This is a genomic window from Streptosporangium sp. NPDC001681 (genome assembly GCF_040298085.1).
Lineage (GTDB): Bacteria > Actinomycetota > Actinomycetes > Streptosporangiales > Streptosporangiaceae > Streptosporangium.
This window is the reverse complement of sequence record NZ_JBEOZN010000111.1, coordinates 18,876-33,009: the sequence shown is the minus strand read 5'-3', so window position 1 is coordinate 33,009 and position 14,134 is coordinate 18,876. Positions and strand designations below refer to the sequence as shown.

Here is a 14,134-nt window from a genome sequence, read left to right as displayed (position 1 = left end):
GCGCCTCGACGTTCAGCGGCTGCGCGTACTCCCGGTCGATCCGGTCGCGGACGCGGCGCAGTCGCGCGAGGTCGCTCAGGCGCTGCGCCGCGGCGGGTCTGCTGGTCACCTGTGAGATCGTGCCACATACGACTGTGAAGGTTGAACAGGCCCCTTTACCGGTCGGGACGAGTCGAAACAGATGAGAGAAGTCGTCTCACGGTGTCCGCGAGGGCCTCGGTCAGGTGCCCACGTAGGCCGCGAGGTGCTCGCCGGTGAGGGTGGATCGGGCGGCGACGAGGTCGGCGGGGGTGCCCTCGAAGACGATCCGGCCGCCGTCGTGGCCGGCGCCGGGGCCGAGGTCGATGATCCAGTCGGCGTGCGCCATGACCGCCTGGTGGTGCTCGACGACGATGACCGACTTGCCGGAGTCGACGAGCCGGTCGAGCAGGCCGAGCAGCTGCTCGACGTCGGCGAGGTGCAGGCCCGTGGTCGGCTCGTCGAGGACGTAGACGCCGCCCTTCTCGGCCATGTGGGTGGCCAGCTTGAGCCGCTGCCGCTCGCCGCCGGACAGCGTGGTGAGCGGCTGGCCGAGGCTGAGGTAGCCGAGCCCGACGTCGGCGAGCCGGCCGAGGATGGCGTGCGCGGCCGGCGTGCGCGCCTCGCCGGCGCCGAAGAAGTCCTCGGCCTCGGTCACCGACATCGCGAGGACCTCGCTGATGTCGCGACCGCCGAGGTGGTGGTCCAGCACCGATGCCTGGAACCGCTTGCCCTCGCACTCCTCGCAGGTGGTGGCGACACCGGCCATCATCGCCAGGTCGGTGTAGATGACGCCGGCACCCTTGCAGGTGGGGCAGGCGCCCTCGGAGTTGGCGCTGAACAGCGCCGGCTTCACGCCGTTGGCCTTCGCGAACGCCTTGCGGATCGGGTCGAGCAGTCCGGTGTAGGTCGCCGGGTTGCTCCGTCGCGAGCCGCGGATCACGCCCTGGTCGATCGAGACCACCCCCGCGCGGCCGGGGATCGACCCGTGCACGAGCGAGCTCTTGCCGGAGCCGGCGACGCCGGTGACGACGGCGAGCACCCCGAGCGGGATGTCGACGTCGACGTCGCGCAGGTTGTTCGCCGTCGCGCCGCGGATCTCCAGCTTGCCGGTGGGCTTGCGCACCTTCTCCTTGACGACGGCCCGGTCGTCGAAATGGCGGCCGGTGAGGGTGCCGCTGGCCCGCAGCCCCTCGACGGTGCCCTCGAAGCAGACGGTGCCGCCCGCCGTACCGGCGCCGGGGCCGAGGTCGACGACGTGGTCGGCGATCACGATCGTCTCCGGCTTGTGCTCCACGACGAGCACCGTGTTGCCCTTGTCCCGCAGCCGCAGCAGCAGGTCGTTCATCCGCTGGATGTCATGGGGGTGCAGGCCGATGGTGGGCTCGTCGAAGACATAGGTGGTGTCGGTGAGCGCGGAGCCGAGGTGGCGGATCATCTTGACGCGCTGTGCCTCGCCGCCCGACAGTGTGCTCGACGGCCGCTCGAGCGACAGGTAGCCCAGCCCGATCTCCACGAAGGAGTCGAGGGACTGCTGCAGCGCGATGAGCAGCGGCGCCAACGACGGCTCGTCCAGACCGCGCACCCAGTCGGCCAGGTCGCTGATCTGCATCGAGCAGACGTCGGCGATGCTGATCCCCTTGATCTTGGAGGACCGGGCCGCCTCGCTGAGCCGGGTGCCGCCGCACTCGGGACAGGAGGTGAACGTCACCGCCCGCTCCACAAAGGCCCGGACGTGCGACTGCAGCGCCTCCTTGTCCTTGGACAGCATCGACTTCTGGATCTTCGGGACCAGGCCCTCGTACGTCAGGTTGATGCCGTCGACCTTGATCTTGGTCGGCTCCTTGTAGACCAGGTCGTGGAGCTCGGTCTTGGTGTACTCGCGGATCGGCTTGTCGGGGTCGAAGAAGCCGCAGCCGCTGAAGATCCGGCCGTACCAGCCGTCCATGCTGTAGCCGGGGATCGTGAGCGCACCCTCGTTGAGCGACTTGGAGTCGTCATAGAGCTGGGACAGGTCGATGTCGGTGACCCGGCCCATGCCCTCGCAGCGCGGGCACATGCCGCCGGTGATGCTGAAGTCGCGCCGCTCCTTCACACTCTTCCCGCCGCGCTCGAACGAGACCGCACCCGCTCCACTGATGGAGGCGACGTTGAAGGAGAAGGCCTGGGGCGAGCCGATGTGCGGCCGGCCGAGCCGGCTGAACAGGATGCGCAGCATCGCGTTGGCGTCGGTGACGGTGCCGACCGTGGAGCGGGGGTTGGCCCCCATCCGCTCCTGGTCGACGATGATCGCGGTCGTCAGTCCTTCGAGAACGTCGACCTCGGGCCGTGCCAGCGTCGGCATGAAGCCCTGCACGAAGGCGCTATAGGTCTCGTTGATCAGCCGCTGCGACTCCGCGGCGATCGTGCCGAACACCAGCGAGCTCTTGCCCGAGCCGGAGACGCCGGTGAACACCGTCAGCCGGCGCTTCGGGATCTCGATGCTGACGTCCTTGAGGTTGTTCCCGCGCGCGCCCTGCACGCGGATCAGATCATGGCTGTCGGCAGTGTGCGGCGCAGGCGACTGCGTGTCCGTCCTCGTGGCCATACTCATCATGTCTCCATCTGTTAAGCGGGGTCGCCTTCACGGTCCCCATCGGCGTCGCCTGGCTTGATCTGACTAGCTTTGAGCAGTATGTCTGGTTCTCCTTCGTCGGCGCGGTCGCGGCAACGGTCCGCTGTCCACCTGATCAGCGTGTCGGCCGGGGGCGCGACGAACCGGTCACCCCGCCCCCGCGGCAGCGCGCCGATCTCGATCATGGACACGTCGCGGGCGTGGCCCGGCCCCAAAGGCCGGGGAGGCATCCGGGCCGTAGTGCGAGAGGAGGCTCGCGTGAATGGTGATGTCCATGGCGGTCAGGCTAGTTGCGGCTCCATGACCCGCGCTTCTCGATTCCTGATCGGTCTGGTCACCTGTTCCGCCACGCACGGCGGCATCCCCGCCGTCGCGCGCGCCGCGTGGTGCCGGTAGGTGCCGGACCTGTCGCCGGCCATGCTCGCCGCCCTCGCGTCGGCGACCGAGCGCGTCACGCTCGGCACGGCGACGCCGCTGCCCGCCTTGCGCCGCCCGGTCACGGCCGCGCAGGAGCTCGCCTCCATCGAGCTGAAGATCCGAACTCCCGACAGACCCTCAGGCCGGGTACCGGGGCGAGGCCGATGTGGCCGATCTCGTGAGCGGGTGCGGTCACCGGGCGGCCTGGAGGGTGGCGAAGGCCGGAAAACCCCTCATCCGTTCGGGGCCATGGCCTTCACCGCGGACAGCAGGAGGTCGATGCCGAAGGAGTAGTAGGCGTCAAGGTCAGGGGGAGTGGAGAGGGTGGCGGCGAAGGCGGCCAGGTGGGGGTAACGACCGGGAGGCAGGCGTTCCAGGTCGAGGCGATGTTGCCGCCTGAGCTCGGTGGCCTCCTCCTCGTTGCCTCCCACGCCGCCGGGCTGGCAGGACACCATCGCCGCGGCCCCCAGGAGCAGGTAGGTGGCCACCTGGTCGGCTTCCTGGAGCGTGAACCCGGCCTCGGTGAGCAGCCCGATCGCGGTGTCAGTGGCCCGGCGGTATTCCTCGGCCGCACTCTTGTCGATCATCGGCAGCAGGGTGGACAGGTATGGGTGCGCGCGAGTCTGCTCCACCAGCGCAGTGATCATCACGCGCAGGCGCCGGCTCCAGGGGCGGTTCGGGTCCACGTCGGCGACGAGCGCCGCGAGCAGGTGGTCGGCGAGCGCGGAGAGCAGCTCGTCCTTGTTCTTGACATGCCAGTACAGCGCCGTCGGCGTGACGCCGAGCTCGGCGGCGAGCCGGCGGATGGTCACCGCCTGAAGCCCGTCGGTGTCGGCGAGCTTCAACGCCTGCTCAATGACGGCCTGGCGGGTCAGTTTCTCGGGAGCCACTTGACAACTATACGCGGCACAGGATCTCCTAATCAACGTACATGTACAGCGTTCATGAACGATGTACAGGGCAGGTCGGTAGCTGATTAGGCGGCCGTTTCCGCTGGGAGACACACATCGCGGTCATCCCGGCAAGACCAGATCCACAAAGGGGCACCAGACATGAGCCACGACGAGAGAGCCGCACCCACACGCCTGCACCGCTTGGACCACTGGCTGTATCGCGGCGGTCGGCCCAACCGCCTGGCGCGGGCGATCAACCGGGTCTGGGCCACCGTGTTCGCGGCCGGGATGCTGCAGCCGGACCGGATGGTGACCCTGCAGGTGCCGGGCCGGCGTACCGGCCGCGTCATATCCTTCCCGCTGGTCGTCGCGGACCACCAGGGCGAGCGCTACCTGGTGGCGATGCTCGGCCAGAACACCAACTGGGTGCACAACGTCCGCGCGGCCGAAGGGCGGGCGGTGCTGCGGCACGGCCGCAGCGAGGCGGTGCGCCTGGACGAAGTCGATCCCGGAGCCCGTGCACCCATCCTGCGCCGCTACCTGGCCCGCTCGCCGGGAGGCCGCACCCACATCCCGGTGCACCCGCAGGCACCGCTGGAGGAGTTCGAGCAGATCGCCGCGCAGTACCCGGTCTTCCGCATCACGCCCGACCGGTCGGCGCCCCCGCCCGGTTCTGGCCGATAGCCCTGCCCCATCCCGCGCGCCACCCATGCCGCACCGGAGCCCAGAACCGACCCGGCATGTGGTGCGTGAGCCTCGTAGGGGGAGGAGGCGCACCGAGGATTCCCCCGCGTGCGCGGCACTCGGTGTCCAGGTCTTCCACGTTCAGGGTGAGGATCTCCTTCGCGCGCGGCGGTTTCGTAGGTCATCCGCCAGAGCACTCGCTCGTGCAGGCCGTGCGCGTCATCTGGTCGGCTCCGTGACGATCGCCTCGGAATCCGGCATACGGCCAGCCTGGCTTGACTTAAACCTTGGTTCAACAACGAGCCTGGTTCTGCCGGGGCGTCCGAAGGACGCCGCATATCCCTTGTGACCAGCGGAGAAACCGTCGTGCCCGAAGAGCCCCTCCAGCTTGCAGCGAACGAGACCGTAGCTCAGTGGATCAACTCGCCCACTGGCCACGCTGGATCCCCAGGCCCCCCTCGACGATCTGGGGCCGCTACGGGACATGGCCGCCGGGGCCACCATCGTGGCTGTGGGCGCTTCGACGCACGATCAACTCTCCCGGCCATCTGGGTGGCCACCTGCGTGCGCGCTTCGGGCCCGGCTACCTGTCCATCGGCCCGACCTTCACCTGCGGCGCGCTGCCCCAATCGGTACCCAGCCCGCCGGCGGACTTCGCCGAGACGCCGTTGAACGCCGCCGGACTGGACGCGTTCCTGCTCGACCTGCGCACGTCCGGCCCTGAACCGGTACGCGCCTGGCTGCAGGCCCCGGCCAGAACCCGGCTGATCGGCCTCGCCCAAGACCCCGCAGAACACCCGTCCGGCGGAACGTTCGGCGGCTGGTTCGACCTCGTCGCACATCACCGGCGGGTGACCCCCGTTCACCTCATCTCCATCTGACAAAGCAGGAGGCGCCATGAACACTCTCCACGGCAAGACCGCCCTCGTCACCGGCGCGAGCAGGGGAATCGGCCGGGCCATCGCCCTGCGCCTGGCCCGCGACGGCGCCCGCGTCGCCGTCCATTACGGCGGCAACGAGCAAGCCGCCAAGGAAACGGTCGCCGCGATCGAGGCGGCAGGCGGGCAGGCCTTCACCTTGCAGGCCGAACTGGGCACGCCCGGCGACGCCGAACACCTCTGGGCCGCCTTCGACGCGCGCGCCGACGGAGTGGACATCCTGGTCAACAACGCGGGCATCCTCAACGACGAGCCCGGCATCGAGCACGTGACCAGGCAGCAGTTCGAGCGGATCTTCGCCGTCAACACCACCGCCCCGTTCTTCGTCACCAAGCTCGCGCTGCCGCGGCTGCACGACGGCGGCCGGATCATCAACATCTCCACGATGCTGACCCGCGGCTCGGCCATGCCCCAGTCCATCAGCTACGCCATGTCCAAGGGCGCGCTCGACGTGCTCACCTCGACGCTGGCCAAACAGCTCGGACCGCGCGCGATCACCGTCAACACCGTGGCGCCCGGCGTCATCGACACCGACATGCACCAGGGCAGGCTCGTCGGGGACGCGCTGGCCTGGCTGTCGTCGCTGTCGCCCCTGGGCCGCGTGGGCACCCCCGGGGACGTCGCCGACGCGGTGGCCTTCCTGGCCTCCGACGACAGCCGCTGGGTGACCGGGCACTGGCTGGACGCCTCAGGAGGAACCCTGCTATGACGGGTCACGACGGACCGCCCCACCCATGTGAACGCCCAGACGGTCCTCCTGCCGCCGGCGAGTGGTGCTCCGTGGTCCACGTGATGACAGCATTGGTCGAAACGGTCAAACACCAGGCCTGGTCGCCCAGCTGCGGGTTGGTGATGGCGCTCTGGTGGGTGTAGTGCGGCAGGCCATCGGCACCGGCCGCTTCCCAGCGGGCACTGATCCAAGCGTCATCCGGGGCGTCAGAGCAGCAGGCGCACCGCGGCGAGCAGGGTGAGCCCCAGCGTGATGCGTTCGAAGAGCGTCCGGTCGATCCGGCCGATCACGGCACGCCCGGCCGCGGCCCCGGCCAGCACCGCGGGGGTGCCCAGTGCGGCGAACAGGAGGGTGGCCGGGGTGATCAGACCGAGCGCGACGCTGAACGGCACCTTGAAGGCGTTGATCGTCAGGAAGAACCACGCGCTGGTCCCCAGGAAACCCAGCATCGGCAGGCCCGCCGCCAGGAGATAGACGGCCATGATGGGCCCCGCGGCGTTGGCCGTCATGGTGGCGAAGCCGGCCAGGACGCCCGCCAGGGCCGCCACGGGGCGATGGTGGGCGAGGGAGTCCTCCTGCGCCCGGCGCCGGTTCCACAGGTGCACGACGACGATCACCACCAGGATCACGCCGATCAGCCGTCTCATCTGCGCGTCGTCGACCCAGCGCAGCACGAACGCGCCGGCGACCACGCCCAGGGCGACCCACGGAAAGAGCCTGATCAGCCTGGGCCAGTCGGCATGGCGGCGGTAGGAGAACACCGCGGCCACGTCGCCGACGAGCAGTAGCGGCAGCAGCATGCCCGTGGACTGCCTGGTCGGCAGCACGAGCGCGAACAGGGCGATCGCCACCGTCCCCGCTCCGGAGACGCCGGTCTTGGAGAAGCCCACAAGGAACAGGGCGGCCGACAGCACCACCCACTGGACGGCGTCGAGGGAGAGCATCGGCCTCGCCGGAAACAGGGCACGAAGGGGGCGTACCGGATGTGAGAGGTCAGAGGCGACGGTACATGATGCGCCGGCCGATAGAGTCTTCGGCCGGCACCCCGTCTGGATGGCCGGTACCGGTCACGCAAGCCTTCCGGTCGCGTCCGCCGGGTGGGCCGCGGCCTCCGCTCGCCCCGGGGGAGTGGCTGTCGGCTTCCGGCTGGCCGTCCGAATTCGGCGGTCTCGACTGTCAGTGGTGGCCGCAACGCTCTGAGCTGATTGTCGTTCAGAGGGGGCCGATGGCGTTCCGGGCCGTGCACGTCGGCCCACGCACACAGCGCCCCAGGAAAGATCCGTTATCGTGCGTCGCGTATCCCGAGAATGTAGGTCGCGGTAAGCGCAACGGCACGGTCTTTGTCATGTGTCAGATCCGCGAGGGCACGTGACGCTGTGATTCCCGGGATATCCGCGAGCGCCTGTGTCAGCCGTCGACGTGCAGACGGTTCAACGGTGCCGTGGGTGAGGCGATCAACGAGCCTGGTGGCGATCTGATCCGTCAACTCGGGACGACTCGCCAGCGCGCTCAGTGCATCGGCTGCATCGACGTCATTCGTCCCCTCGACGACGACCTCGATGAGCGTCGGGATCGCCTCGGCCGCTCCACGTGCCCCGAGCGCCAGAGCCGCATACCTGCGGACCACGATGTCGGGGTTCGCGAGGGCGTCCTGCAGCAGTGCGGTCGCCTCACCGTTCGGAATCTCGACGATGGACTGGACGGCACGTCTGCGCACCTCGGCCACCGGTGAGCCGAGGCCCTCCGCCAGCAGCGCCAAGCCGTCATCGCCCGACCGCGCCAAAGCCCATCGAAGGGCTCCGGCGACGTTCGGGTCCGTCTCGCTCAGCGCTGCCTCGACCAGCGCTTCCACGGGCATCGGCGCCTCGTCGACCGAGGACAAGGCCGCGCGCTGGCGCTTCCCGGCGCTCTTTGATCCCAGCGCCTGCAGGAGTGCGACGATCTGGAGGACGTCCTCCCAGCCGGCGGGTTCTACGGCGTCGATCCGGCGCAGGCGCGTGAGCAACTCCGTCTCAGCCGCGATGCGTTCTCGCGTCTGGCGGATGAGGTCGTCGACGAGCTCTGAGGGCGTGAAGCCGGGATCATCGAGCGCGCGCCCGACTTCACGCAGCGACAACCCCAAGGACCGCAGGCTCTCGATATGAAAGATCCGCCGAACGTCCTCGCTGGAGTACTCCCGATAGCCTGCGCCGCTACGACCCGTTGGCCGCACCAGGCCGAGCGAGTCGTAATGCCTGAGCATGCGGGCGCTGACCCCGGACCGTCGTGCCACATCACCGATCAACACGGCCCATCACCCCTCCTTGCTGGTACTGCCGAGGGCTACCACGCGCTTGGCCTCCTCGATCGCGAACTCGAATCCGGCATCCGGGTCGCGCAACAGCCGTTCCGTGGCGATCGCGTGCGCGCGCACGCGCGGGTCGAGATCCGTCATCGCAGCGCGCAGAGTTGGCACAATCACCTCACCGAGCGCGATCAGCGCCCGGCTGAGGCTCAGCTGCGTCTCACGTTCGCCGCGGCCGAGCTGTGTCGACAACACTGCGGCCAACTCGGGCTCTTCGCCTTCGGGCACGAGCACGACCGCTGCCCGCCAAGCGCTCCGCGCCACCTCATCGTCGGCGTCGGACAGAAGCGCCCGTGTGATCGCCGGCCACGCCTGCCGATCCCCGATCTTGGACAGCGTGTGCAACGCCTGACTTCGTGCCTGCGCACGCTCCGAGCGGACTTCGTTGAGAAGCTCTGGGACCGTCATCGATGCCGGGTGGCGGGTGAGTGCCCAGGTAAGCATGTCGCGCACGTAGAAGTCGGGTTCGATCGCGCATCGTTCGATGAGCCTGTCGATGAACCGCGGGTCAGGGGTCGTGCCGGCCGCTAGCGCTGCCCGCAGCCGCACTGACGAGCGGCTGTCCTCCAGCCCCTGGAAAGCTCGGATCGTATCCGTGTCCTGTTTCTGCATGGTCATCGGGACCACCTCCTTGGCCACAGTGAAGACCTTGTCACTGTGTCAAGGTCAAGCGGGGTCACGCCGCGAGATCATCAGGCACCCTCTGTACACCGGGTTCGATGCCTGTCAAGTCGGCTGAGACATGCGTGACGTCACGGATCACGAGTTGTGACACAGGCACCCAGCCTTCGGCGTCCTCCCCGCCCCCGGCACAGTCGATCACCGCATCCGCAAGATCGTTTGCTTCGACCGTACAGTGCATGGCGCGGCGCGCGGCCTCCGATCAGGGGCGGCGGCCCGCAAGGACGCAGAACTCGTTCCCCTCCGGGTCGGCAAGTACGACCCAGCTCTCATCGCCTTGGCCGACGTCGGCGTGTCGAGCACCCAGGTCGAGCAGGCGACGGACCTCTTCGTCTTGCTCCCTGTCGGTTGGGTTGACGTCGAGGTGGAGCCTGTTCTTGACGGTCTTGCCCTCGGGCACGCGCGCGAATGTCAACGTCGGTGGCACTGGGCCAAGGCGGTTCTCGCCTTCAGGCACCACAGGGGAGCCGATTGTGACAATTCCATCGTCTTCGTCTTGCACCTCGTAGCCAAGGACCGAGCACCAGAACCGGGCGAGACCGTTGGGATCGGCACAGTCGATCGCAAGGTCGGTGAACTTACTGGCCATGCCAGGACCTCCCGGTCAATTGACGCGCTCTCCGGCCCGAAGGCCGGAGATTCAGCCCGTGCCGCGTCACGCGGCACCTCTGAGGCTTCCTGCTTCATCGGCCTGTGCCACCGCGAGCGGTGGTCTTACCTGGCCTCCACGGGCGTTTAACGTCTCCGCCTCCTCCCCGCTTTTCAGCGGGGAGGTTTCCGTCCAGCGGCGACGATTCTTTGTCCTTCGGTCAGGATGTTGATGGCCGCGTTGACATCACGGTCGTGGACGGCGCCGCAGGCGCACACCCATGACCGGACCTTCAGCGGCATGGAGTCGGCGACGGTTCCGCACGCCGAGCACAGTTTCGAGCTGGGAAACCAGCGGTCGATCTTGACGAACGTTCGCCCATATCGGGCGGCTTTGTACTCCAACATCGCGACGAACTGTGACCACCCGGCGTCGTGCACGCTCTTGGCCAGGCGGGTGCGGGCCAGTCCGGACACGGCGAGGTCCTCCACATAGATCGCTTGGTTGTCGCGGATCAGCGTGGTGGAGAGCTTGTGTGCCCAGTCGCGGCGGGTGTCGGTCACCCTGGCGTGCGCCTTAGTGACCTTCAGTTTGGCCTTGACCCGGTTGGCTGAACCCTTCTGTCTGCGGCTCAGCGCCTTCTGTGCCTTGCGGAGCTTCTTGGCCGCGCGCCGCAGGATACGCGGGTTGTCGATCTTCTTGCCGTCGGAGGTGACCGCGAAGTGGGTCAGCCCCAGATCGATGCCCACCTCGTTCGGCGAGTCGGGCAGCGCCTCGGTGGTGGTCTCGACCACGAACGAGGCGAAATACCGGCCCGCACTGTCCTTGATCACCGTGACCGAGGACGGGTCGGCGGGCAGGGAGCGTGACCAGCGGACCAGTACATCCCCGATCTTCGGCAGCCGTAGTTTCCCACCCGTCGTAATCGTGAAGCGGGCGTTCTTGGTGAACCGGATCGTCTGGCGGTTGTCCTTGCGGGACCGAAACCGGGGCACGGCGACCTTGCGGCCCTTGCGCTTGCCGGACAGGGAGGCGAAGAAGTTGCGGTAGGCGGTGTTCAGGTCCGCGAGCGCCTGCTGGAGCAGCACCGCCGAGACCCCGCCCAGCCATGCCCGCTCCGGGGTCTGCTTGGCCTGGGTGATGACCCGCTTGGACAGGTCGGCGTCGCCGATGTACGGCAAACCGTTCTCGTGGGCCTCCTGGCGGACGCGCAGCCCGTCGTTGAACACCACGCGGGCGCACCCGAACGCCCGCGCCAGCGCCTGGCGCTGGGCGGCGTCCGGGTACACCCGGTAGTTGTAACGAAGCTGCACGGTAATCATTGTACTGTTCGATCTATGACTGAGCGTATGGGAATCCGCGCGATCCGTGAACACATCGGCGACCGCGCCAACGCCGCCCATTACCTTGGCGAACACACCATCGTCGAACGCAACGGCCGGCCCTTCGCCGTCCTGGTGCCCTACGCATGGTGGGAGCAGCAGCAAAACACCGAAGGTCAGGGCACGCTCGCGCCTTAGCCGGCACTCCCGCGCGGGCCTTCACCCCCGGCCTGAAGGCCGGAGCACTGGCCCGCAGTTCGGTAGCGGGTCCGCCAAAGGCCACACGCTAGTCGCAGTGTCCGACAGCGAGGTAAGCCGCGCGTGGTGTGCGTTTCGGACGGCTGTACGGCCCGTGCGCTCGCCCCGCACAGAGCCTATGAGCACGCGTCGTGAATTCCCGCAGGCGTATCGGGCTCCACGGGCGGGCGCAGGTGAAAGTTTCAGTCGCCACCGGGCACAGGGGCGCCGGACCGCGTCTCGCCGGCGCCTGGTAGCCGCAGGTGGAAAGGGATGCGCCGGGCGCCGGGACCTCTTTGAGCACCGAGGCCACGGCATCCCCGATGGCTCCGGGAGGGGATTTTCGGTATGTGATGAAGGTTCTGAAAGCGCTTTCCGAACCCGTATCCGCTCAACCACAAGGGGAGAGCATGTCCCGATCATCACCACCCCCGCGCCGCCTGCGCGTGATCTGCTCGGCGGCCGCGCTCGCGCTCGCCGCGAGCCTGGCTCCGGTCCTGGTCGCCCAGGCCGCGGCGGCCGGCTGCCGCGTCGACTACTCGGTGTCCACCCAGTGGTCGGGAGGCTTCACCGGCAACGTGGCGCTCACCAACCTCGGCGACCCGGTCAACGGCTGGACCCTGAACTGGAGTTTCACCGCCGGGCAGCAGGTGACCCAGGCCTGGAACTCCACCGTCACCCAGAGCGGCACCCAGGTGAGCGCCACCGACGCCGGCTACAACGCCGCGATCGCCACCGGCGCCACCGTCTCCTTTGGTTTCAACGCCTCCTGGAACAACTCCGCCAACCCGGCGCCGGCGGTGTTCACGCTCAACGGCGTCGCCTGCACCGGCTCGACCGGCCCGACCTCGACGGTCACCCCGACTCCCACTCCCACGGTGACCCCCACGGTGACCCCCACTCCGTCCGCCGGCGCCCGGCAGGTCGAGGACCTCGACCGCGGGCTGATCAGCGCCCGCTCCGGCAGCGGCAACTTCGTCGCCTGGCGCCTGCTGGGCACCGACCCGGCGGACGTGGCCTTCAACCTCTACCGAGGCTCGACCAAGGTGAACGCCTCGCCCATCACCGCCTCCACCAACTACTTCGACTCCGGCGCCGCGGCCGACGCCTCCTACACCGTGCGAGCGGTGGCCGGCGGCACCGAGCAGGCCGCCTCCGAATCCTCCCTGCGCTTTTCCGGCGGCGACTACCTCGACGTGGCGATCCAGCCCCCCTCCGGCGGGACCACACCCGACGGCGTCGCCTACACCTACGCCGCCAACGACGCCAGCGTGGGCGACCTCGACGGCGACGGCCGCCACGAGGTGATCCTCAAGTGGGAGCCCACCAACGCCAAGGACAACTCCCAGTCCGGCTACACCGGCAACGTCTACATCGACGCCTACCGGCTGGGAGGCGGACGGATGTGGCGCATCAACCTCGGGCGCAACATCCGCGCGGGCGCGCACTACACACAGTTCCAGGTCTACGACTACGACGGTGACGGCCGGGCCGAGGTCGCGATGAAGACCGCCGACGGCACGGTGGACGGCACCGGCACCGTGATCGGCAGCTCCTCCGCCGACTACCGCAACTCCTCCGGATACATCCTGTCCGGCCCCGAGTACCTGACCATGTTCAACGGGCAGAACGGCGCGGCGCTGTCCACGGTCAACTACGACCCGCCCCGCGGCACGGTCTCGGCCTGGGGTGACTCCTACGGCAACCGGGTCGACCGGTTCCTGGCCGGGACCGCCTACCTGGATGGCACCCGGCCGAGCCTGATCATGGCCCGCGGCTACTACACCCGTACCGTCGTGGTGGCCTGGGACTTCCGTAACGGCTCGCTGACCCAGCGCTGGAAGTTCGACTCCAACAGCGCGGGATCGGCCTACACCGGGCAGGGCAACCACCAGCTCTCGGTCGCCGACGTCGACGCCGACGGCAAGGATGAGATCGTCTACGGGGCGATGACCCTCAACGACAACGGCACGGTCCTGTGGAACACCGGCCTCGGCCACGGGGACGCGTTGCACGTCGGCGATCTCAACCCGGCAAGGAGCGGCCTGGAGGTGTTCAAGGTCGACGAGGATGCCTCCAAGCCCAGCTCGTGGATGGCCGACGCCCGCACCGGGCAGATCCTGTGGCAGACCGGCTCGGCCGGCGACAACGGCCGGGGCGTGTCGGCCGACATCTGGTCCGGCAGCGCCGGGGCCGAGTCGTGGTCGGCCTCCGGCGGGGAGGGCATCTTCAACACCTCCGGCCAGATCGTGGGCCGCAAACCCTCCTCGACGAACTTTCTGGTCTGGTGGGACGCCGACCCGGTACGGGAGCTGCTGGACGCCACCAGGATCGACAAGTACGGCACGAGCGGTGAGACCCGCCTGCTGACCGCCGGCGGGGTGCACGCCAACAACGGCACCAAGGCCACCCCGGCACTCTCGGGTGACCTGCTGGGCGACTGGCGCGAGGAGGTCATCTGGGCCACCTCCGACAACACCGCGCTGCGGATCTACACCACCACCGCCGTCACCGACCGGCGGATCCACACCCTGATGCACGACACCCAGTACCGGACCGCGATCGCCTGGCAGAACACCGCCTACAACCAGCCGCCGCATCCGAGCTTCTTCATCGGCTCGGGCATGTCGGCCCCGCCCAGGCCCAACGTCTACGTGCGCTGAGGGA

The 14,134-nt window shown here is 68.6% G+C and carries 13 protein-coding genes and 1 pseudogene; 5 read left to right on the top strand and 9 right to left on the bottom strand.

What is annotated here, in order from left to right:
- From ABT130_RS36125 to ABT130_RS36110, 4 genes and pseudogenes are all read right to left on the bottom strand, one after another.
- Positions 1–118 (bottom strand): annotated as a pseudogene (locus tag ABT130_RS36125) (AraC family transcriptional regulator); the annotation flags it as partial.
- Positions 119–220: 102 nt separating this feature from the next.
- Complete coding sequence (locus tag ABT130_RS36120) at positions 221–2,611, bottom strand: ATP-binding cassette domain-containing protein (protein WP_350963300.1); 2,391 nt, start codon at positions 2,609–2,611, stop codon at positions 221–223.
- 302 nt (positions 2,612–2,913) lie between these two features.
- A complete protein-coding gene (locus ABT130_RS36115) occupies positions 2,914–3,156 on the bottom strand; it encodes a hypothetical protein (protein ID WP_350963296.1) in 243 nt (80 codons plus the stop codon).
- A 126-nt stretch (positions 3,157–3,282) separates the two neighbouring features.
- Positions 3,283–3,939, bottom strand: coding sequence for a TetR/AcrR family transcriptional regulator (locus tag ABT130_RS36110; RefSeq protein WP_350929807.1), 657 nt, complete (start codon positions 3,937–3,939; stop codon positions 3,283–3,285).
- 162 nt (positions 3,940–4,101) lie between these two features.
- Here ABT130_RS36110 and ABT130_RS36105 point away from each other — a divergent pair, with 162 nt between their 5' ends.
- The 3 genes from ABT130_RS36105 to ABT130_RS36095 all read left to right on the top strand — a co-directional run bounded on the left by ABT130_RS36105 (position 4,102) and on the right by ABT130_RS36095 (position 6,273).
- Positions 4,102–4,626, top strand: coding sequence for a nitroreductase/quinone reductase family protein (locus ABT130_RS36105; RefSeq protein WP_350963294.1), 525 nt, complete (start codon positions 4,102–4,104; stop codon positions 4,624–4,626).
- Between the two features lie 413 nt (positions 4,627–5,039).
- Entirely contained in the window at positions 5,040–5,507 is a 468-nt protein-coding gene (locus tag ABT130_RS36100) for an erythromycin esterase family protein (RefSeq protein ID WP_350963291.1), read from the top strand.
- Between the two features lie 16 nt (positions 5,508–5,523).
- On the top strand, positions 5,524–6,273 hold the full coding sequence (locus ABT130_RS36095) for an SDR family oxidoreductase (protein WP_350963288.1): 750 nt from the start codon (positions 5,524–5,526) through the stop codon (positions 6,271–6,273).
- Positions 6,274–6,500: 227 nt separating this feature from the next.
- On the opposite strand, the gene ABT130_RS36090 is transcribed toward ABT130_RS36095, so the two are convergent.
- From ABT130_RS36090 to ABT130_RS36070, 5 genes are all read right to left on the bottom strand, one after another.
- Positions 6,501–7,238, bottom strand: coding sequence for a sulfite exporter TauE/SafE family protein (locus tag ABT130_RS36090; RefSeq protein ID WP_350963286.1), 738 nt, complete (start codon positions 7,236–7,238; stop codon positions 6,501–6,503).
- 338 nt (positions 7,239–7,576) lie between these two features.
- The gene (locus ABT130_RS36085; protein WP_350963283.1) at positions 7,577–8,581 is read right to left on the bottom strand and encodes a HEAT repeat domain-containing protein; all 1,005 of its coding nucleotides are present in this window, start codon (positions 8,579–8,581) and stop codon (positions 7,577–7,579) included.
- A 6-nt stretch (positions 8,582–8,587) separates the two neighbouring features.
- Positions 8,588–9,256, bottom strand: coding sequence for a HEAT repeat domain-containing protein (locus ABT130_RS36080; protein ID WP_451935109.1), 669 nt, complete (start codon positions 9,254–9,256; stop codon positions 8,588–8,590).
- Positions 9,257–9,521: 265 nt separating this feature from the next.
- Positions 9,522–9,908: a VOC family protein gene (locus tag ABT130_RS36075; protein WP_350963281.1), complete on the bottom strand. Its 387-nt coding sequence runs from the start codon at positions 9,906–9,908 to the stop codon at positions 9,522–9,524.
- Positions 9,909–10,081: 173 nt separating this feature from the next.
- Positions 10,082–11,221 (bottom strand): RNA-guided endonuclease InsQ/TnpB family protein, encoded by a 1,140-nt coding sequence (locus tag ABT130_RS36070; RefSeq protein WP_350963278.1) that lies wholly within the window; start codon positions 11,219–11,221, stop codon positions 10,082–10,084.
- 24 nt (positions 11,222–11,245) lie between these two features.
- Here ABT130_RS36070 and ABT130_RS36065 point away from each other — a divergent pair, with 24 nt between their 5' ends.
- Positions 11,246–11,428 (top strand): type II toxin-antitoxin system Phd/YefM family antitoxin, encoded by a 183-nt coding sequence (locus ABT130_RS36065; protein ID WP_350929815.1) that lies wholly within the window; start codon positions 11,246–11,248, stop codon positions 11,426–11,428.
- Between the two features lie 449 nt (positions 11,429–11,877).
- Positions 11,878–14,130, top strand: coding sequence for a rhamnogalacturonan lyase family protein (locus tag ABT130_RS36060; RefSeq protein WP_350963275.1), 2,253 nt, complete (start codon positions 11,878–11,880; stop codon positions 14,128–14,130).
- Positions 14,131–14,134 lie beyond the last annotated feature (4 nt).

Bases quoted from the DNA above. Each gene is read 5' to 3' on its own strand.
- ABT130_RS36120 (WP_350963300.1), bottom strand. From the start codon at position 2,611: ATGAGTATGGCCACGAGGACGGACACGCAGTCGCCTGCGCCGCACACT.
- ABT130_RS36075 (WP_350963281.1), bottom strand. From the start codon at position 9,908: ATGGCCAGTAAGTTCACCGACCTTGCGATCGACTGTGCCGATCCCAAC.
- ABT130_RS36090 (WP_350963286.1), bottom strand. From the start codon at position 7,238: ATGCTCTCCCTCGACGCCGTCCAGTGGGTGGTGCTGTCGGCCGCCCTG.
- ABT130_RS36105 (WP_350963294.1), top strand. From the start codon at position 4,102: ATGAGCCACGACGAGAGAGCCGCACCCACACGCCTGCACCGCTTGGAC.
- ABT130_RS36080 (WP_451935109.1), bottom strand. From the start codon at position 9,256: ATGACCATGCAGAAACAGGACACGGATACGATCCGAGCTTTCCAGGGG.
- ABT130_RS36065 (WP_350929815.1), top strand. From the start codon at position 11,246: ATGACTGAGCGTATGGGAATCCGCGCGATCCGTGAACACATCGGCGAC.
- ABT130_RS36115 (WP_350963296.1), bottom strand. From the start codon at position 3,156: ATGGAGGCGAGCTCCTGCGCGGCCGTGACCGGGCGGCGCAAGGCGGGC.
- ABT130_RS36060 (WP_350963275.1), top strand. From the start codon at position 11,878: ATGTCCCGATCATCACCACCCCCGCGCCGCCTGCGCGTGATCTGCTCG.
- ABT130_RS36095 (WP_350963288.1), top strand. From the start codon at position 5,524: ATGAACACTCTCCACGGCAAGACCGCCCTCGTCACCGGCGCGAGCAGG.